This window comes from Streptomyces sp. NPDC052682, from assembly GCF_040678435.1.
In the GTDB taxonomy this organism is placed as follows: domain Bacteria; phylum Actinomycetota; class Actinomycetes; order Streptomycetales; family Streptomycetaceae; genus Streptomyces.
The window spans coordinates 37,351-56,210 of the sequence record NZ_JBFATS010000017.1 but is presented as its reverse complement, the minus strand read 5'-3'; the positions used below and the strand labels follow the sequence as shown (position 1 = coordinate 56,210).

18 protein-coding genes and 1 pseudogene are annotated in these 18,860 nt (G+C 73.1%); 8 read left to right on the top strand and 11 right to left on the bottom strand.

Features of this window, described 5'->3' with window-relative positions:
* Positions 1-74: 74 nt before the first annotated feature.
* The 6 genes from AB0K80_RS25290 to AB0K80_RS25265 form a co-directional block, all read right to left on the bottom strand.
* Complete coding sequence (locus AB0K80_RS25290; RefSeq protein WP_365673320.1) at positions 75-887, bottom strand: hypothetical protein; 813 nt, start codon at positions 885-887, stop codon at positions 75-77.
* Positions 888-921: 34 nt separating this feature from the next.
* Entirely contained in the window at positions 922-2,127 is a 1,206-nt protein-coding gene (locus AB0K80_RS25285) for a cytochrome P450 (protein ID WP_365673318.1), read from the bottom strand.
* Positions 2,128-2,273: 146 nt separating this feature from the next.
* A complete protein-coding gene (locus tag AB0K80_RS25280; protein WP_365673316.1) occupies positions 2,274-2,714 on the bottom strand; it encodes an ankyrin repeat domain-containing protein in 441 nt (146 codons plus the stop codon).
* A gap of 110 nt (positions 2,715-2,824) precedes the next feature.
* Positions 2,825-3,946 carry a HAMP domain-containing sensor histidine kinase gene (locus tag AB0K80_RS25275; protein ID WP_365673314.1) on the bottom strand — a complete coding sequence of 374 codons (1,122 nt, stop codon included), beginning with the start codon at positions 3,944-3,946 and terminating at the stop codon, positions 2,825-2,827.
* A complete protein-coding gene (locus tag AB0K80_RS25270) occupies positions 3,939-4,637 on the bottom strand; it encodes a response regulator transcription factor (RefSeq protein ID WP_365673312.1) in 699 nt (232 codons plus the stop codon). The genes AB0K80_RS25275 and AB0K80_RS25270 overlap by 8 nt, the downstream gene beginning before the upstream one ends.
* 66 nt (positions 4,638-4,703) lie before the next feature.
* Positions 4,704-5,408, bottom strand: a complete 705-nt coding sequence (locus AB0K80_RS25265; protein ID WP_365673310.1) for a VanZ family protein — start codon at positions 5,406-5,408, stop codon at positions 4,704-4,706.
* Positions 5,409-5,592: 184 nt separating this feature from the next.
* On the opposite strand from AB0K80_RS25265, the gene AB0K80_RS25260 reads away from it, so the two are divergent.
* Together AB0K80_RS25260 and AB0K80_RS25255 are read left to right on the top strand one after the other, a co-directional pair.
* Entirely contained in the window at positions 5,593-5,985 is a 393-nt protein-coding gene (locus AB0K80_RS25260) for a VOC family protein (protein ID WP_365673308.1), read from the top strand.
* 29 nt (positions 5,986-6,014) lie between these two features.
* Positions 6,015-7,094 (top strand): adenosine deaminase, encoded by a 1,080-nt coding sequence (locus AB0K80_RS25255; protein WP_365673307.1) that lies wholly within the window; start codon positions 6,015-6,017, stop codon positions 7,092-7,094.
* On the opposite strand, the gene AB0K80_RS25250 is transcribed toward AB0K80_RS25255, so the two are convergent.
* Both AB0K80_RS25250 and AB0K80_RS25245 read right to left on the bottom strand, forming a co-directional pair.
* Positions 7,076-7,591: a DUF664 domain-containing protein gene (locus AB0K80_RS25250; protein WP_365673305.1), complete on the bottom strand. Its 516-nt coding sequence runs from the start codon at positions 7,589-7,591 to the stop codon at positions 7,076-7,078. The genes AB0K80_RS25255 and AB0K80_RS25250 overlap by 19 nt on opposite strands.
* Before the next feature lie 27 nt (positions 7,592-7,618).
* Entirely contained in the window at positions 7,619-8,518 is a 900-nt protein-coding gene (locus tag AB0K80_RS25245; protein ID WP_365673304.1) for a LysR substrate-binding domain-containing protein, read from the bottom strand.
* A gap of 151 nt (positions 8,519-8,669) precedes the next feature.
* Between AB0K80_RS25245 and mgrA the strand changes: the two genes are divergently transcribed.
* On the top strand, positions 8,670-9,659 hold the full coding sequence (gene mgrA / locus AB0K80_RS25240) for an L-glyceraldehyde 3-phosphate reductase (protein ID WP_365673303.1): 990 nt from the start codon (positions 8,670-8,672) through the stop codon (positions 9,657-9,659).
* Positions 9,660-9,904: 245 nt separating this feature from the next.
* Here mgrA and AB0K80_RS25235 read toward each other — a convergent pair whose 3' ends face one another.
* Complete coding sequence (locus AB0K80_RS25235) at positions 9,905-10,189, bottom strand: DUF1905 domain-containing protein (RefSeq protein WP_365673301.1); 285 nt, start codon at positions 10,187-10,189, stop codon at positions 9,905-9,907.
* A 77-nt stretch (positions 10,190-10,266) separates the two neighbouring features.
* Positions 10,267-10,653, bottom strand: a complete 387-nt coding sequence (locus AB0K80_RS25230) for a nuclear transport factor 2 family protein (RefSeq protein WP_365673299.1) — start codon at positions 10,651-10,653, stop codon at positions 10,267-10,269.
* A 342-nt stretch (positions 10,654-10,995) separates the two neighbouring features.
* Here AB0K80_RS25230 and AB0K80_RS25225 point away from each other — a divergent pair, with 342 nt between their 5' ends.
* From AB0K80_RS25225 to AB0K80_RS25210, 4 genes and pseudogenes are all read left to right on the top strand, one after another.
* On the top strand, positions 10,996-11,406 hold the full coding sequence (locus AB0K80_RS25225) for a hypothetical protein (RefSeq protein ID WP_365673297.1): 411 nt from the start codon (positions 10,996-10,998) through the stop codon (positions 11,404-11,406).
* A gap of 74 nt (positions 11,407-11,480) precedes the next feature.
* The gene (locus AB0K80_RS25220) at positions 11,481-13,820 is read left to right on the top strand and encodes an FHA domain-containing protein (protein ID WP_365673296.1); all 2,340 of its coding nucleotides are present in this window, start codon (positions 11,481-11,483) and stop codon (positions 13,818-13,820) included.
* A gap of 34 nt (positions 13,821-13,854) precedes the next feature.
* Positions 13,855-14,352, top strand: a pseudogene (locus AB0K80_RS25215) (hypothetical protein); the annotation flags it as partial.
* 811 nt (positions 14,353-15,163) lie between these two features.
* A complete protein-coding gene (locus tag AB0K80_RS25210) occupies positions 15,164-16,156 on the top strand; it encodes a serine/threonine-protein kinase (protein WP_365673294.1) in 993 nt (330 codons plus the stop codon).
* A 64-nt stretch (positions 16,157-16,220) separates the two neighbouring features.
* On the opposite strand, the gene AB0K80_RS25205 is transcribed toward AB0K80_RS25210, so the two are convergent.
* Complete coding sequence (locus tag AB0K80_RS25205) at positions 16,221-17,489, bottom strand: streptophobe family protein (protein WP_365673292.1); 1,269 nt, start codon at positions 17,487-17,489, stop codon at positions 16,221-16,223.
* 182 nt (positions 17,490-17,671) lie between these two features.
* Between AB0K80_RS25205 and AB0K80_RS25200 the strand changes: the two genes are divergently transcribed.
* Positions 17,672-18,859: a DUF6777 domain-containing protein gene (locus AB0K80_RS25200; protein ID WP_365673290.1), complete on the top strand. Its 1,188-nt coding sequence runs from the start codon at positions 17,672-17,674 to the stop codon at positions 18,857-18,859.
* Position 18,860: the final 1 nt, after the last annotated feature.

Below are 18,860 nucleotides of genomic sequence, written 5' to 3'. Positions count from 1 at the left end.
GGATCAGGCGGCTCCCCGACTGCGGGGCCCGGTCTGCTCTCGGCGCCCTGACATCCCCACCGGCGGACTCCTGGTCAACGGCTCGACGTGTCCCACCCACGCACGCGGTGGACGCGGGCGGTCTTGGGGTAGCGCGCGGCCGTGCTCGTGCTCCGTGGGCGGGGACCGGTCTCGAACAGGTCGATCATCAGGAACAGCGGGTAGCGCGGCGACTGGGCCAGCCGCCGCACGGCGACCCCCTCGCAGCCGATGACCGTGCCCGAGGGCCCCCACACGGCCGTCCAGGTGTGCGGCCTCGACGCGTCGAGCGGCACGACGACCTCGGCCATGTCGGTCCTCAGCCGCCGGTCCGTATGCGCCTTGATCCCGCACCGGGCACGGCTCGTCTCCTCCCCGACCGCTTCGGCGTCGATCTCGAAGAGGCAGATCTCGCCGCTGTCCTCCTCGGACAGGTGCTCCGTCCCCACCAGCCAGGCGGCGAGCATGCACGCCTCGTCCCGGCTCGCGCTCACGGTCACCTCCACGTGCCCTGCGGTGGGCGCCCACAGCAGACGCGGCGGTGTCGGCGTGCGGACGACCAGTCCGTCCGGACGGTGGCGGTGGGTTCCCCGCCGGGAGCCCGGCGGGCCGGAGAACACGCCGGTCTGGAGGTTGGACACGCGCAAGGGGGCGTCCTGCGGTCTCCAGTCCGGCTGATCCGCGTCGATGCGCAGCCGCAGTCCGGGACCGTCCAGGTCGTAGCGGGCCCGGGACCGCTCGGGGACCGTCCAGTGCGGCAGATAGTGGTCGACCCAGCGGTCCTTCCGGAGATACGGAGCCGAGAAGTCGTCCTCGAAGTCGGGCTCGCGCGCCGGAGGCGGGGGAAGACGATCGGTGTCCGCGGTCATGACGCTCTCCTCCCGGCCGGCGGCCCGCGCCGCCCTACCCGGTGAAACGTACCGGCAGGCTCCGCGGGCCGCGGATCATCATCCCCGGGCGCCAGGTGAGGGCCGCCGGGTGGATGTCCAGGGACAGGTCCGGGCAGCGTTCCAGCAGGGTCCGGACGGCGATCCGGGCCTCCAGACGCGCCAGCGGCGCCCCCAGGCAGTGGTGGATGCCGTGTCCGAACGCGACATGGCCGCGGGCGTCACGGGAGATGTCGAAGCGGTCGGGCGCGGGGAAGCGGGCGGGGTCGCGGTTGGCGTCGGACAGCGCCACGAGGACGAGTTCGCCGCCGCCGGGGATCACCGTGTCGCCGATCGTCACCGGCTCGGTGGTGAAGCGGTAGGTGGGGGTTTCCACGGGCCCTTCGTAGCGCAGCATCTCCTCGACCGCGCTGTCGATCAGGGACAGGTCCGCGCGCAGGGCGGCCAGCTGCTCCGGATGGGTGAGCAGGGCCAGGGTGCCGTTGGAGATGAGGTTGACGGTGGTCTCGTGACCGGCGACCAGCAGCAGCCAGGCCATGCCCAGCAGTTCCTCGTGGGACAACCGGTCCCCGTCTTCGTCGGAGCCGTGGATCAGAGCGCTCATGAGGTCGTCGCCGGGCCGCTGCCGCTTGTCCTCCACCAGCTCCGCCAGGTATTCCGCCATCGCGGTGGCGGCGGCCTTGCGGGCTTCGGGGTCGACGGAGCCGAGCGCGTCGTTCGACCACGCCCGGAAGGACGCGCGGTCCAGGCCGGGAACGCCGAGGAGGTCGCAGATCACGGAGATCGGCAGCGGGAAGGACAGCGCCTCGACGAGGTCGGCGCGCCCGTCCGGGGCGGCGAGCATCCGGTCCAGCAGCGCGTCGGTGGTCTTCTGCACGCGCGGGGCCAGTTCCTCCACCCGGCGCGGGGTGAACTCCCGCGCGACCAGCTTGCGCAGCCGCGTGTGGTCCGGCGGATCGGCCCTGAGCATGTGCGGACCGGAGGAGACGGCCCCCAGGGGCAGCTCGGGGGAGGCCTTGCTCCAGTCCTTGGAGAGCCTGGGGTCGGTGAGGGCGGCCTGCCCGGCCTCGTACCCGACGACGAGCCACGCCTGAGCCCCGCCTTCCGGCATGCGGATGCGGTGCACCGGCCCCCGCGCCCGTAACCCGGCGTAGACGGGGTGCGGGTCGCGGGTGAAGGACTCACCGAGCGCGGCGAGATCGACGATGTTTACAGGCTTCACGGGGTGCACGGTGTTCACGGGCTGCCTCTCGTGGGCTCGTGTCGGGCTGAACGGGCCGTCCAGGGCTGCTCATTGGAGCAGCCCGACGGTTTCGGCGTCTACGATCCCGCCGCCGCGGATCATGTCCGGTGCCGGCCGCTCGGCGCTCAGCCGCCGCTGCCCGTGTCCGGCGGGGGAGTGGCCCCGGCGGCCAGCAGGACGGCGACGGTCTCCGGGTAGGGACCGGCAAGCGCCCATTCCAGAGGGGACCGGCCGGTGCCGTGGTCCTCGCGGAGGTCCGGGTCGGCGCCGTGCTCCAGCAGGGCGCGCACCGCCTCCGTGTGGCCCCAGCACGCCGCTCCGCACAGGGGGGTGCCCTCGGTGCCGTACCCGCTCTCGCTGTCGGGCGGAGCCCCGGCGGTCAGCAGTAGCCGGACGGTGCCCGCGGACCCGTGCACGGACGCGGCGTACAGAGGGGTGGTGCCGTCGGGGTCGGGCGTGTCCGGCTGTGCGCCGGCGCGCAGCAGGCGGCGCACGCCGTCCGTCTGCCCCACCATGGCCGCCATGACGAGCTTCCGGGCGAGCTTCTTCTGCCGTCGTCGCTTCACGGCCGCTCACGCTAGGCGCGGCTCGCGGGGCATGCCAGTGAATAACGTCCGGGGCATGCCGGTGGCCGACGCGGGCCCTGGCTGGACGGTTTACGCACCGTCCCGCCCGCTCAAGGCGTGTTCCGTACCGGGCGTGCGGCGGGCAGCCGGACCGTGGCGAGGAGGCCGCCTGCGGGGCGGGGGGCGAGGTCGAGTGTTCCGTCGTGGGCGCGGACGACGCTGTGCACGATGGCCAGGCCGAGACCGGCACCGGGGTGCTCGTCGGTGTGCACGCGTTCCGATGCGCGCTGGAAGGGTTCGGTGAGGGTCGGTACCAGCTCGGGTGGAAGTCGGGGGCCCGTGTTCGCCACCCGCAGCAGGCTCGTGTCGCCGTGTTCCTCGGTGTGGACCGTCACGGTGCCGTCGGCGGGGAGGTTGTGGACGATGGCGTTCTGGACGAGGTTCGTCACCATCCGCAGCAGGAGTTCCGCGGAGCCGCTGGTCCGTGCCGCTCCGCCCGTGACGTCGAGTGTGATCCCGCGCTGTTCGGCCAGGGGGAGCAGGGTTTCGGCCGCTTCCTCGGCGAGGAGGGAGAGGTCGACGCTCTCGCGGGTGAAGGTCCCGCGGTCGCTGCGGCTGAGCAGCAGGAGGGCCTCGGTGAGGCCGATCGCGCGCGTGTTGACAGCCCGCAGGCGTGCGAAGAGCTCGTCCTTGTCCTGTGTCGGGTCCGTGCGGGCGACGTCGAGCAGCGTCTGTGAGATGGCCAGCGGGGTGCGCAGTTCGTGGGAGGCGTTCGCGGCGAACCTCTGCTGCTCGGCGACGTGCGACTCGAGTTGTTCGAGCATGGTGTCGAACGCGTCGGCGAGTTCCCGGAATTCGTCCCGGCGGTCCTTCATACGGATCCGGTGGGACAGCGACCCGTTCCCGGCCATCCGTGCCGCGGCCGTGATCTGTGAGAGCGGTGCGAGCATCCGGCCGGCGAGGATCCATCCGCCCAGGAGACCGAACACGAGGAGGAAGGCCAGCGCGGTGGCCGCGGCGGGGGCGAAGCCGCGCAGGAGCTCGGAGCGGTTGCGACCGACGACGATCACGGGACCGAACCTCTTCTGGAGGGATGCGGGATCGTGGGCCGGCAGCCAACGCAGCACGAAGACCCACATGACGGCCAGCAGGAGAGTGCCGGCGACGAAGAGGAATCCGGCGTAGCTGAGGGTGAGTTTCAGTCGGGCGCTGAGTCCTGGGCGTCTAGGCATGTGTGCTGCCGGGGTGGGGGGTGTCGGGGCGGCCGGTGTCGATGCGGTAGCCGACACCCGGCACGGTGGCGATGATCCATGGTTCGCCGAGCCGTTTGCGCAGTGCGGAGACGGTGATGCGCACGGCGTTGGTGAGCGGGTCGGCGTTCTCGTCCCAGGCCCGTTCCAGCAGCTCCTCGGCGCTGACGACCCCGCCCTCGGCGGCGACCAGGACTTCCAGCACGGCGAACTGCTTGCGGGTGAGCGCGACATAGCGTCCGTCGCGGAAGACCTCCCTGCGGAAGGGGTCGAGCCGCAGGCCCGCGATCTCACGGACCGGCGGCCGGGCGTAGGCCCGTCTGCGGTCGAGTGCCCTCAACCGCAGCACGAGCTCCCGCAGTTCGAACGGCTTGGTGAGGTAGTCGTCGGCGCCGAGTTCGAACCCGGACGCCTTGTCGTCGATCCGGTCGGCGGCGGTGAGCATGAGGATCGGGATGCCGCTGCCGGAGGCGACGATGCGCCGGGCGACCTCGTCGCCGGAGGGGCCGGGGATGTCGCGGTCCAGGACCGCGAGGTCGTAGGAGTTGACGCTGAGCAGTTCCAGGGCGGAGTCGCCGTCGCCGGCGATGTCGGCGGCGATCGCCTCCAGCCGCAGACCGTCACGGACGGCTTCGGCCAGAAAGGGCTCGTCCTCCACGATGAGTACGCGCATGTCCGCAGCCTAGGCAGCACCGCATATCGCCGGCGTATGCGAAGACGTGCGCGTACCGGACCGCCCTCAGCCCGCCGTCGCCGACGCGGGTCGGGGCCGGTCCGTCGGCGAGGGGGCCGTGGTGCGCCACCAGCGCCGCGACGCCAGCCCGGCCAGCACCGCGCCGGCGGTGTTGACCAGGACGTCGTCCACGGAGGACACCCGGTCCAGCCGCAGGACGTACTGAGCGGTCTCGACCAGGACCGAGCAGCCCGCCCCCAGGGCCAGGATCCGGGGCACGGACGCCAGCGCCGCGCACCGCACCGGGGCGAAGAAGCCCAGCGCCGCGAAGACCAGCAGGTTGCCGACGATGCCGAGCGGGCCCATCGTGACCAGGTCCCGCAGCGGTACCAGGCTCACCCGGGCGGGGGCGGTGCCGGCCGCGCCGCCCGGCATCAAGGTCAGCCACACGAACGGCACGGTGCCGTGCACCATGCCCACCTCCGCCAGCGACATCCGCCACGCCGACGGGACACCGGCGGCCCGCCGACGGCGCGCCAGGACCCAGGCGGCCAGCGCGGCCAGCGGCAGCGTCACCAACGTCATGAGCACCACACCGTTGAAGGTGTCGTAGCAGCCGTGCCACCGCCCGGCCATGCACACCGGGGCGGACATCATGAGCGGCCGCCGCAGCACGAACACGGCGCCCGCCGCGCCGAGGAGGGCCGCAGCGAGGAGCACGAACCCGCGCGTGCGGCGGGGCCGTGCCGTCAGGGATACGTCGTGAGGCATGCCCTCATTGCAGACGCAGGGCCGTTGCGGCGGCGTATGCGCTTTTCGATACGCCCGCGACACCCGCACACCCCTGGCGCCGGGCAACGGGCACGAGCCGCTTCCCGGGGCACCGGAACGAACTGGCGCTCCTCGGGTTTTACGTATAACCTCTCCCGTCAATCACCCCGCCCGAGAGGTCCCGATGAGACGCATCGCCCTGGTCAGCCTCGTGGTCGACGACTACGACGAGGCGATCCGGTTCTACACCGACGCCCTCGGATTCCGGCTCGCCGAGGACACCCCCCGGCCCGACGGATCCCGCTGGGTCGTCGTCGAACCCGGCACCCCGGGGGAGGGCACCGGCCTGCTGCTCGCCCGAGCCAAAGGGGAGGCGCAGCGCGCCCGGGTCGGCGACCAGACCGGCGGGCGCGTCGGCTTCTTCCTGCACACCGACGACTTCGCCCGCGACCACGCCCGCATGCGCGCCGCCGGCGTGACCTTCCTGGAGGAGCCGCGCCACGAGCCGTACGGCACGGTGGCCGTCTTCCAGGACCTGTACGGCAACCGCTGGGACCTGATCCAGCCCGCCAGCTGAGTACCACCCGACACCGAGAAAGACCGCACATGACCGCGCCCCGCATCGACACCGACACCCTCCGCCGCCTTCCCAAGGCCGTCCTGCACGACCACCTCGACGGCGGCCTGCGCCCCGACACCGTCGTGGAACTCGCGGACGCGGTCGGCCACACCCTGCCCACCACCGACCCCGGCGAACTGGCCGCCTGGTACTACGAGGCCGCCAACTCCGGCGACCTGGTCCGCTACATAGCCACCTTCGAGCACACCCTCGCCGTCATGCAGACCCGCGAGGGCCTGCTGCGCACCGCCGAGGAGTACGTCCTCGACCTGGCCGCCGACGGTGTCGTCTACGGCGAGGTCCGCTACGCCCCCGAGCTGATGGTCCGGGGCGGGCTGACGCTGCCCGAGGTCGTCGAGACCGTGCAGGAGGGGCTCGCCGCCGGTATGGCCAAGGCGGCGGCAGCGGGTACGCCCGTCCGGGTCGGCACCCTGCTGTGCGGGATGCGCATGTTCGACCGGAGCCGGGAGATCGCCGACCTGGTGGTGGCGTTCCGGGACGCCGGGGTCGTCGGCTTCGACATCGCCGGCGCCGAGGACGGCTTCCCGCCCGCCGACCACCTCGCGGCCTTCGAGCACCTGCGCCGCGAGAACGTGCCGTTCACCATCCACGCCGGTGAGGCGCACGGCCTGCCCAGCATCCACCAGGCGCTGCAGGTGTGCGGTGCCCAGCGCATCGGGCACGGGGTGCGCATCACCGACGACATCCCCGACCTCGCGGCCGGCAAGCTCGGGCGTCTGGCCGCGTGGGTGCGGGACCGCCGTATCGCGCTGGAGATGTGCCCCACCTCCAACCTCCAGACCGGCGCGGCGACCTCCATCGCCGAGCACCCCATCACCGCGCTGAAGGACCTCGGTTTCCGGGTCACCCTCAACACCGACAACCGCCTGGTGTCGGGCACGACGATGACCCGGGAGATGTCGCTGCTGGTCGAGCAGGCAGGGTGGACCGTGGAGGACCTGCGCACGGTCACCGTCAACGCCCTGAAGAGCGCGTTCCTCCCGTTCGACGAGCGGAACGCGCTCATCCGGGACGTCGTCCTGCCCGGCTACGCGGCCGCGCTCTGAAGCAGCCCGCGCAGGTAGGCGGCCTGTCCGACGTGCTGGAGATCGTCGGACAGGACGCTGACCAGCCGGACGCCGAGGCTGACCGGCGGATCCCAGCGCTCGTCCACGATCCGCTCCAGATCCTTGGCGGACAGGGAGCGCAGGCAGTCGAGGGTCTGCTCGTGGACGGCGTCGTAGTAACCGGTCAGCAGGTCGGCGGAGTCGACCCGGACCTTGGCGACCTTCGCCGGGCTGTGGCCGTATCCGGTGTCGTGGCGCGGCAGTCCCAGACCGAAGCGTTTCTCCCAGTCCTGGGACAGCCACACCTGGTCCAGGTCGAAGGCGTCGGCGACGTGGTCGTCCTGGACGCGGGTGAGATGCCACACCAACCAGGCGATGGAGTTGGCGTCAGGGGCGGGACGGGCGCACAGGTCGTCGGGACCGAGGCCCTCGACGGCGGCGTGGACCTCTTCCTGGATGCGGCTGTAGCCGTCGATGAGGATGTCCTTCGCATGCATGGCTCCACCCTCCCGCATCCGCGCCCCTCACGCGCCCCCGCCGCCCTCGGGTGCCCGGTCCAGCAGCGCCATCAGGGCGCGGGCCGCCGGGCTGGTGGCCTGCGGGGGCGGCAGCAGGGCGACCGTCTCGTACACCGCCTCGCCCGTGTCCTTGACCGGCAGGGCGGTCAGCGAGGCCCGCTTGTGCGCGAAGTGCCGGGGGACGACGGCGACGCCGAGGTTCTCGCCCACCAGGTCCAGCAGCGTGTGCACGTCGTTCACCTCCAGCGCCACCCGGCGCCGTACGCCCGCCGCGGCGAACACGGCGTCGGTGGTGCGGCGCGGCCCCCAGTCCGGGTGGAAGTCCACGAACACCTCGCCGCCCAGGTCCTGCGGGGTGACGGGCGCACCCACGGCCGCGAGCCGGTGCCCGGGGTGGCACAGCACCGTCATCGGCTCACTGGTCAGCGACACCGACCGCAGCTGGTCCGAGTCCGCCTGCGTCCGCACCCCGAACGCCAGGTCGAGCCGCCCGGCCGCGACCTCCTCGGCCAGCGCACCCGAGCCGGCCTGCCGCAGGCAGATCTCCACGTCCGGGTGGCGGTGCCGGAACGCGGCCAGCAGCCGTGCCGCGTCGATCCCGGCGATGCACTGCTCGGTACCCACCGCGAGCATGCCGCGCAGCACGCCCTGCACCGCCGCCACCGCCTCGTGCGCCGCCCGCACCTGCGCCAGGATCCGCTCCGCCTCGGTGAGCAGCGCCCGCCCGGCCGGGGTGAGCGTCACCCGCCGGGTCGTACGGACGAACAGCGGCGTGCGCAGCTCCCGCTCCAGCGCGCGGATGGAGGCCGACAGACCCGACTGGGAGACCATCAGCCGTTCCGCCGCCCGGGTGAAATGCTGGTCCTCGGCGACCGCGACGAAGTGCTGGAGGTGGCGCAGTTCCATGACTGAGAAGCGTAGTCGCTGAATCTCATCGGATTCTTCTGTTGGACGAATGCTCGCAGGTCGGGCCAGAGTGGCTAGCGGTTCGTCTGCCACCGGCCGTCCCCGGTCGGCACCGAGCCGGTATCCCGTGTGCCCACCCCCTGGAGTCGCGTTGTACACCGCACACCCCGACCGCTACGCGGACATGCCCTACCGGCGCACCGGACGCAGCGGCCTGAAGCTCCCCGCGCTGTCGCTCGGCCTGTGGCACAACTTCGGCCCCGACCGGCCGGTGGAGATCCAGCGGGCCATCCTGCGCCGCGCCTTCGACCTCGGCGTCACCCACTTCGACCTGGCCAACAACTACGGCCCGCCGCCCGGCGCCGCCGAGCTGGCCTTCGGCGAGGCGCTCAGGGCCGACTTCGCGCGGTACCGCGACGAGCTGGTGATCTCCACCAAGGCCGGCTACCTGATGTGGCCCGGCCCGTACGGCGAGTGGGGCTCGCGCAAGTACCTGCTGTCCTCGCTGGACCAGAGCCTGAAGCGGATGGGCCTGGACTACGTCGACATCTTCTACTCGCACCGCCCCGACCCGGACACTCCGCTGGAGGAGACGATGGGCGCCCTGCACTCGGCGGTGCAGCAGGGGAAGGCGCTGTACGTCGGCATCTCCAACTACAGTCCGGAGCAGACCCGCGAGGCCGCCCGCATCCTGGGCGAGCTCGGTACCCCGCTCCTCATCCACCAGCCGCGCTACTCGATGCTCGACCGGCGCCCGGAGGAGGGCCTGCTCGACACCCTCGACGAGCTCCAGGTCGGCTCCATCGTGTTCTCCCCGCTGGAACAGGGCGTGCTCTCGGCCCGCTACCTCGACGGCATCCCGGAGGACTCCCGCGCCGCGAGCGACAGCCCGTTCCTCAGCTCCGACGCGCTCACCGAGGACCTGGTGGCCAAGCTGCGCGACCTGAACGACATCGCGAAGGAGCGCGGCCAGACGCTGGCGCAGATGGCCCTGGCCTGGGTGCTGCGCGGCGGCCGGGTGACCTCGGCGCTGGTCGGGGCGAGCAGCACCCGGCAGATCGAGGACAGCGTGGCCGCGACCCGCAACCTCGACTTCGACGCGGAGGAACTGGAACGGATCGACGCGGTCGTCAACCGGTAGGCCGTGTGACTGCCGGCGACGGCGGCCCGCCTCCGGCATCCGGCCGAACCTACGGCCGAGCCCGGCCGACCGGGACCCGGATCTCGGTTGGCCAACGAGTCGGACCGGGCCGGGCCAGGCCACGCCCTCGGTCGAGGCGAGCCGGACCGAGTCGGACCCTCGGCCAGGTCGGGCCGGATCGCCGCCCGGGCCGATCCGGGCCGGGCCGGGCCCTGGCTCGTCCGCTCCTGGGACCTCCCCGCTCCTCACTCGAGCCGCTCCTCCAGCCGGACGGTGACCGTGTCGCCCGCGCCCTTCCCGATGGCCTCGCGGACTTCGGCCTTCACGGGCAACTTGTGCGTGCCGTCCCCCAGCGCCATGAAGGAGCTGCGGAACGGGTGACCGTCGATGGTGCCCCGGACCTTGACCAGGCCGCGGGTGCCGAAGAAACCGACGGACTCCGGCCAGACGAGATACGTCCAGCCGGCCTCCTTCGGGCTCTTGCGCAGGACGGCGGTGAACTCCGCGTCCAGTTTCCCGGTCTTCGCCATGATGTCCTCCGCTGCCGGTGGTCCGTCCCCGCACGTAAGACCGCCGGAAGCCGGAGAACTCATCGCCGAGCCGCCTCTCACGCCCCCGCGGGCACCCGGTCCAGGAATCCGAGGACGGACCTGATCCGGCCCGCCTCGTCCAGCGTGACCACGTCCGACCCCGCGACGGGCGCCGAGCCGTCGGCCTCGCTGACCAGCTCCCAGGAGAAGCGGGCCGTGTCGTGGTGCCCGTCCACGTCCCCGGTGCGCCGGAAGACGAACCCCGGGAACTGCTCGCGCGCCGCCGCGATCACCGCGGCGATCCCGTCGTGGCCGCGGACGTCGGCGAGCGGGTCGGTATAGCCGCCGTCCTCCGTCCAGGCCGCGGCGACCGCCTTGGCCCGCGCGTCCGGGCCCTCGGCGTTCCACGCCTCGAAGTAGCGGGCGACGGCGTCCTCATAGCGGCGGGTGGCGGGTGCGGACATGGGCGATCAGCCTCCATCGAGGTGGTGTCGGTGCTGGTCAGGACCCGGATCGCCTGGCGGCGACCCGGTACGACCACCATGCCCGCGCCCGCCGCGAGCCGTCGATTACCTCCCAGGTCATACGGCAGGCACCCGGGAGGCGCGTTTCGGCCACCGGCAGCGGCGAGCAGCGGCGAATATGCCAGGAGAGTGGCCGGAAAAGCATGGTGACACTGTTTCAGCAGTGAACATACTCGACTTCGAGAGCGCTTCCACAGGGCGACGGCGCCCTCACGTACAGCACGCGAGCCGCGGGAGAGCGAGGCAGGCCGACAGGCGAGCAGGGCAACGGGGAGGGACAACGTGCACGACGAGTTCCTGTGTCACGTCACCGCGTACGGCGTCTGCGGCGGACAGCGCATAGGCGTTCCGTTGGGCACCTACCGCGCCCCCACCCTGGCCCTCGCCCTGTGGTGGTTACGGGACCGGGCGACCTGGATCGCCCAGCGCCTCGACCCCCAGCCCGACGCTGAGCACGTACCGCCCGGCGCGCTCGTCCCCGTCGCCGACACCGTGCCCGACGTGCCCGCCGTACTGCGCGCCTGGTGCGCCGACGTCTCCCAGCAGGAACTGGTCGCCGAGGAGCTGGCCGCCGGACGCCTGGTACGCATCGCCACCAGCGACGACACCACCGAGTACGAACTGCTCGCGGAGTCGGTCGACGCCCTGCGCATGCAGCGGATGGCCCCGGCCCTCGGCGTCCCCGTCGCCTGAGTCCCGCTGTGCGTCCCCCGCGCTGTACGTTCTCCGCCCAGGCGTACATCCGGGTGAATCGGTAGAATCCTGGCATGGCTGACCGGCCGGCCGTGTCGACCGCGCCCGAGCTCGTCCTGGAGACCGAGACGGGCTCGACGGTGATGAGTCCGGGCCGCGACTACCACGTCGGACGCGACCCGTTGAGCGACATCGTCCTCGACGACGCCCGGGTCTCCTGGCACCACGCCGTGCTGCGGCCCGACGACGGCCACTGGACCCTCGAGGACGAGAACAGCACCAACGGCACCTACGCCGACGGCCACCGCGTCCACGAGTGGCACGTCGGCCCCGGCAGCGTCATCCGCTTCGGCAACCCGGCCGACGGTCCGCGCGCCGTCCTCATCGGCCGCACCGCCCCCGCCCCGGAGCGCCCCTCCGCCGTCTCGATGCCCGGACTGACCGGCACCTTCCGGCAGCCCACGACCGTACGGCCGCTGCCCGCCCGCACCGTCCGCATCGGCCGTGCCGCCGACAACGACCTGGTCATCGACGATCTGCTGGTCTCCCGCCGGCACGCCGAACTGCGTGCCCTGCCGGACGGGACGTACGAGATCGCCGACCTCGGCAGCCACAACGGCACGTACCTCAACGGCCGGCTCGTCACCACCGCCCCCGTCGGCCCGGGGGACATCGTCGGCATCGGCCACTCGGAGTTCTGCCTGGTCGGCGACCAGCTGCAGGAGTACGTCGACACCGGCGAGATCTCCCTCGACGTCCAGGACCTGACCGTCGCCGTCGACCGGGGCCGCAAGACCCTGCTCGACCACGTGTCCTTCCCGGTGGGGGAGAAGACCCTGCTGGCGGTCGTCGGCCCGAGCGGCGCCGGGAAGTCGACCCTGCTCAACGCCCTCACCGGCCAGCGGCCCGCCGACCACGGCACCGTGCTGTACGACGGCCGTGACCTCTACCGCGACTACGCCGAACTGCGCCAGCGCATCGGCCTGGTCCCGCAGGACGACATCCTCCACGCCCAGCTGACCGTCCGCAAAGCCCTCTCCTACGCCGCCGAACTGCGCTTCCCGCAGGACACCGCCAAGGCCGAGCGGCGGGCCCGGGTCGACGAGGTCCTCCGCGAACTGGGCCTGGAACAGCGCGCGGGGCAGCCCGTGCACAGCCTGTCGGGCGGACAGCGCAAGCGGGTCAGCGTGGCCCTGGAACTGCTCACCAAGCCCTCGCTGCTCTTCCTCGACGAACCGACCTCCGGGCTCGACCCGGGCATGGACCGCTCGGTGATGCACATGCTGCGCGGCCTGGCCGACGACGGCCGGACCGTCATCGTGGTCACCCACAGCGTGCTCAGCCTGGACGTGTGCGACCGGCTGCTCGTCCTCGCGCCCGGCGGGAAGATCGCCTACTACGGGCCGCCCGAGGAGGCCCTGCCCTTCTTCGGCTTCGCGCAGTGGCCGGAGGCCTTCGAGGCGTTCGAACGCGACCAGGAGCGGGACTGGGCGGGCGAGTTCCGCGCCTCCGCGCTCCAGCGTCGGTACATCGCCGACGCCACCGTGCAGCCGCGCCGGCCCCGGTCCGGCCCGGTCGTCATCACCCGGCCGCCCCGGCCGCGCAGCCGGGGCGCCCAGCTGGGCACCCTGGTCCGCCGGTACTCGGCGGCGCTCAGCGCCGACCGCACGTTCCTCGCCATCATGATCGCGCTGCCGTTCGTGATGGGCGCGATGGGCCGGGCGCTGGCCGGCAGCGAGCTCACCCGCAAGACGGCGATGAACGCGCTGCTGATCCTGTGCGTCGGCGCGGTCCTCGGCGGCGCCGCCAACGCCGTGCGCGAACTCGTCAAGGAACGCGTGATCTACCAGCGGGAACGGGCCGTGGGCCTGTCCCGATCGGCGTACCTGATGTCCAAGGTCGTCGTCCTCGGCACGATCACCGTGCTCCAGGCGGTGGTGCTGACCGTCGTCGCCCTGCTGGGCGTCGATCTCAACGCGCCCGGGGACGAAGGCGTGCTGATGCCGCCCCTGGTCGAGATCGCGGTCGCCGTGGCGCTGCTCGGCTTCACCGCGATGATGCTCGGGCTGGTCGTCTCCGCACTGGTGCGCAAGGAGGAGGTGACGATGCCGCTGCTCGTCCTCCTCGCCCTCGTCCAGGTGGTCTTCTGCGGCGCCCTGCTGAAGCTGGACGGCGTGCCCGGGCTGGAACAGCTGTCCTGGCTGGTGCCGTCCCGCTGGGCGCTGGCCGCGATGGCCGGCACGGTCCAGCTCTCGCGGATCGTGCCGGGCGACCTGTCCGGCGATCCGCTGTTCCGGCACGAGGCCGGGGTGTGGCTGCTCGACGTCGGCATGCTGCTCGTGCTGTCCGTCCTGTTCGGGTTCCTGGTCTCCCGGCTGCTGCGCCGGCGCGAACCCGCGGTGATGCGGAAGTAGGCGACCCGATGGCGATGCGGAAGGGGGCGGTCCCATGACCGCACCGACCCCGGGGTTCCGGCCCACCCACGTCGTGCCCCCGCACGGCATGCCCGCCTGGGAGGCCCCCGACCCGGACCGGACCACCGTCGCCCTCGACCCGCTGCTGCCGGTGCAGCTCGTCGAACGGCTCGGCGACTGGGGGCGTGTGGTGTGCTCCAACGGCTGGACGGCCTGGGTCGACGGCCGCCGCCTCGTCGCCGTACCGCAGGACCCGCCCGCCGCCGAGGCCCCGCTCGCCCGGACCGCCGACCCGCGCCCTCTGCTGGCCCGCGCCGAGGACACCCTGACCCGCTACCGCGCGGCCGTGGAGGCCCTGGCGGGCGGCGCGCTCGACGGCGCCTCCTTCCGCGCCCGCACGCACGGGCTGCGCATCGGGCTCGTCGTCGACGGCGAGTCCGCGTGGCTGTACGACCCCGGCCACGACCGTTGGGTCTACACCGACGGCACCCGCCTGAGCACGTACGCCCCCGACGACCCACCCCGCGCGACCCCGACCCAGGGCCCCACCCCCACGGACCAGCTCCGCCCGGACCACCCCCCGACCCAGGTCGTGCCCCAGGACCCGGCGCCTGCGGAGTCCCGGCGGGTGGGCGATTCCGGCCAGGCGGGAGACCACGAACCGACGCGGGTGGTGGCTGCGGGGCCGGGGCGGGGGGTAGGTCATGGCTCCGCCGGGGCGGGGGAGGGCGATTCCGGTCAGGTGCGGGCCCATGACCCCACCCAGGCAGTGACTGCCGAGCCGACGCGGGTGGTGGCCCGACACCCCACGCAGGCAGGGGCCCCCGACCCCCACGAGACCGGGTCCCACGGCCCCACGCAGGCAGCGGACCCTGACCCCCCCATGTCCGCGCCCCACGACTCCACCCAGGTAGGGGAGCCCGCCCCCTACGAGACCGGGGCAGACGCCCCCACGCAGGTAGCGGACCCTGACCCCCGCAAGATCGCGCCTCACGACTCCACGCAGGTAGCGGACCCTGACCCCCGCGAAACCGCGCCCCACGACTCCACGCAGGTAGAAGACCCCGACCCCAGCGAAACCGCGCCTCAGCACCCCACGCAGGTAGAAGACCCCGACCCCAGCGAAACCGCGCCCCACGACCCCACCCAGGTCGTCTCCCTCGAGGCCCGGCAGGTCGCGGATCCCGACGCCACCCAGGTCGTTTCCTCCGAGTCCCGGCAGGTCGCGGATCGGGACGCCACCCAGGTCGTCCCCCACGACCCCACCCGGGTGGTGACCGCCGACGGCGGCGTCAGCCGCGGCGGTGACCGTCCATGACCGTGTCCTCCGACGGTGACGCCCGATGAGCGGCGACACCAGTCTGTTCGCGGGACGGCCCTCCGAGCTGGTCGGCCGGCAGGTCGCCGGGTACCGGATCGAGCAGGAGATCGGGCGCGGCGGCATGGCCGTCGTCTACCGGGCCCGCGACCTGCGGCTGGACCGCACCGTCGCCCTCAAGCTGCTCGCCCCGGAACTCGCCCGCAACGACACCTTCCGCCGCCGCTTCACCCACGAGTCCCGGGCCGCCGCCGCGATCGACCACCCGCACATCGTGCCCGTGTTCGAGGCGGGTGAGACCGACGGCATCCTGTACATCGCCATGCGGTACGTCTCCGGCAGCGACCTGCGCCACCTGCTGGACCGCGAGGGCCCGCTGCCGCCCGCCACCGCCCTGCGCATCGCCGCCCAGGTCGCCTCCGCGCTCGACGCCGCCCACGACCACGGCCTGGTCCACCGGGACGTCAAACCGGGCAACATCCTCGTCTCCCGCGGCACCGACAGCGACCACCCCGAGCACGTCTACCTCACCGACTTCGGCCTGACGAAGAAGTCGCTGTCGCTGACCGGCTTCACCACCGTCGGCCAGTTCGTCGGCACCCTCGACTACGTCGCCCCCGAGCAGATCTCGGGCCGCCCGGTCGACGCCCGCTGCGACGTCTACGGCTTCGCCTGTGTCGTCCACGAGACACTCGCCGGCCACCCGCCCTTCCGCCGCGACGACGACATGGCGCTGCTGTGGGCCCACCAGTACGACGACCCGCCCCCGCTGACCCGGGCCCGCCCCGACCTGCCCGAACAGGTCGACGCCGTCTTCGCCAAGGCCCTGGCCAAGAGCCCCGACGACCGGTACCCGTCCTGCCTGGCCTTCGTCGCCGCCCTGCGCAGCGCCACCACCGGCAGGGCGGCCGGCGGACGCGCCCCCACCCACGTGGACCGGCCCGTCCCCGACCCCGCCGACGACCGGCCGAAACCCCCACCCCGCTGGGCCGAACCGGTGTTCCGGAACCGCGCCTGAGCCCTTCCTCCGCGCTGTACCCGAGCTCTTCGTCCGCGCCGTGGAGGACGCCAGCCGCGCCCCGTCAGACGGCGTCCGTCTCGCCCCGCCTGCGCACCCGCCGCGCCAGCAGCGCCCCGGCGAAACCGGTGACCAGCCCCCACAGCACGGCCAGGCCCAGTGCCGACCACAGGCGCGGTCTGAGGAACAGCTTGCCCGCGAGCCCGCCGCCGAGGTCCCCGATGCCGAGGACGGACAGGCCGAAGTGCGCCGAGATCCGGCCGACGAGGCAGATCATCAGCACCGTGAGCGCCAGCGCCACCGCCATGTGCAGCGCGTGCTGCCAGGCCCGGACCCGGCCCGGGGAACGGGCCGCCATCACGAACCCGGCGGCCAGCAGCAGCACCGCGTCGGCGACCAGCAGCCACCACACCCGCCCGTCGTACTCGGCGAGCGAGCCCAGGTTCAGTTCGGAGACGTCCGGGGTGCGCAGCACCTGATCGAGCACATGCGGCATGGGCAGTCCGAACGGCCCCTCCACCCGGCCGTTCCAGGTGGCGCCGAGTCCGATGGTGAGCGCGAGCCACACCAGGTTGGGCACCCCGAGCAACAGCACGGCGAACGTCTCGGCCGTGTGCCCCCGGGTCGCCGCGACGACCAGACCGGCCACGATCCCGATCCCGACGTACGCCAGCAGCAGGAGCACCATCGCGTACGCGGCCGGCCGCACCGACGTCTGGAAGGGCAGCAGCCGCCCGGGCAGCGGTGCCCCGCGCGCCACCACCAGGGCCAGCACCAGCACACCGGCCAGCCACAGCAGACCGAACACCAGCGTCACCGGCACGTCGGTCGTGAAGCCGATCTCGGGACGTACCCCGAGGACGTCACCGATGTCGCCGAGGGTGTCCTCCCCGAGGTCGATGCGGAACGTCTGCCGGGCCGCGAGGGCCAGGCCGAGCAGTCCCAGCAGCCACAGCACGGCGACCCGGGCGGCCCACCCGCCCAGCTCGGCCGCGCCCGCCACCGCCCGGTGCCGCAGCGGCCGAAGGAAGCCGGCGGCGACGACCAGCGCCCCGGTGAGGGTGACCGACAGCGGGATCACGGTCAGGCCGGCGTCCGTCTCGGCGAGCCCGCCGGCGGCCCCGGCCAGCTCCACGGAGCCGCCGACGGACGTGACGACGGTCGCCGCGACGACGCGTGGGAAGGCGCCGTCCGGGAGGTCCGTCGCCCCGGCGGCCCACAGGCCGAGCGCGGCGACCACCCCCATGGCGACCAGCCCCGTCAGCACCACGGCGGCAGCCTGTACCCAGCCGTGCCGGGCGACGGCCTGCGCGGGGGCGGTTCGCAAGGTCACGCTGCCACGCTATGCAGCACCCGCACGGACCGCCCGCCGGGAGGTCCGTCCGCGTCGGCTTGCGGGTGGTGCCGGACCGGAGCACACAATGAACACATAGGGGAAAAGGCGGCACATGCCAGGAGAAGTAGGCGCGGACGTGTGTGCGTCGCCCGGAGAACCAAACGCGGGAAGAAGAGCTCGTGAGTGTCGAACCGCCGTCGTCCGGCCGCCCCACAGGTCCGCCCTCCGGCCCGCTGTCGGGACCGTCCCAGCCACCCGCGCAGCCGCCGCCCGGCGGGCCGCCCTCGCAGCCGCCGGGCGGAGGCGGGCAGCCACCGCGGCCCCGCAGGCCCTGGTGGCGTTCCGCCCCCCGGGTGGCCGTACTCGCCACCGCGGTGGTGGCCGCCGTACTCCTCGCCGTCGTGTTCAGCCGCTCCGGCGGCGGGGGGTCGGACAGGGCCGCGGGCGAGGACGAACTGTTCCTGCAGCCGGCTGCCAAGGCGGGACCGGACCCGTTCACCGAGTCGACGGCGAAGGAGAGCTCGGCACCACCGGTCACCCCCTCACCGTCCACCGGCTCGGCCCCGCCGAACGCGGTGCGGCCCGTGCGGGGCGGGACCCCCGGCCTGTACGGCGGCACCCGCAACGCCGCCAGCTGCGACGTCGAGAAACAGATCAGCTACCTGCGCTCGTCCCCGGCGAAGAACAGGGCCTTCGCCTCGGTCCTCGGCCTCGGCACGTCCGACGTGCCCTCCTACGTGCGCGCGCTGACCCCCGTCCAGCTGCGCACGGACACCTGGGTCACCAACCACGGCTACCGCGACGGCGCCGCCACCAGCTACCAGGCCGTCCTGCAGGCCGGCACCGCCGTCCTCGTCGACGACCGCGGAGTGCCCCGTGTGCGCTGCGCCTGCGGCAACCCGCTGACGCCACCGGTCCCGCTGCGGACCGTGCCGAAGCGGGTCGGAGACTCCTGGCCGTGGTACCGCCCCTCCAACGTCGTCATGATCAAGCCCGCTCCCCGGGTGATCAAGGTCTTCATCGTCCAGGACCCCGACACCGGCGAGTGGTTCCACCGGCAGCGCGGCGACACGGGGGACAAGGACCGCAAGACCGAGCCGCCCGAGAAGAAGACCCCGTCCGCGAGCGTGTCCACCCCCACGCCGCCGTCCTCCGAGCCGCCGTCCTCCGAGTCGCCGTCTTCTGACTCGCAGTCTCCTGACTCGCCGTCGTCCGACTCGCCGTCCTCCGAGCCGCCGCCGTCCTCGCCGCCGTCCTCGTCACCCGAGCCCGGGCCGAGCGAGCCGGCGTCGCCCGACACCTCGTCCCCGTCCGAGAGCGGCACCCCCAGCCCCGAGGGCCCGCTGGCCGGTCCCCGGGCGCGGTGAC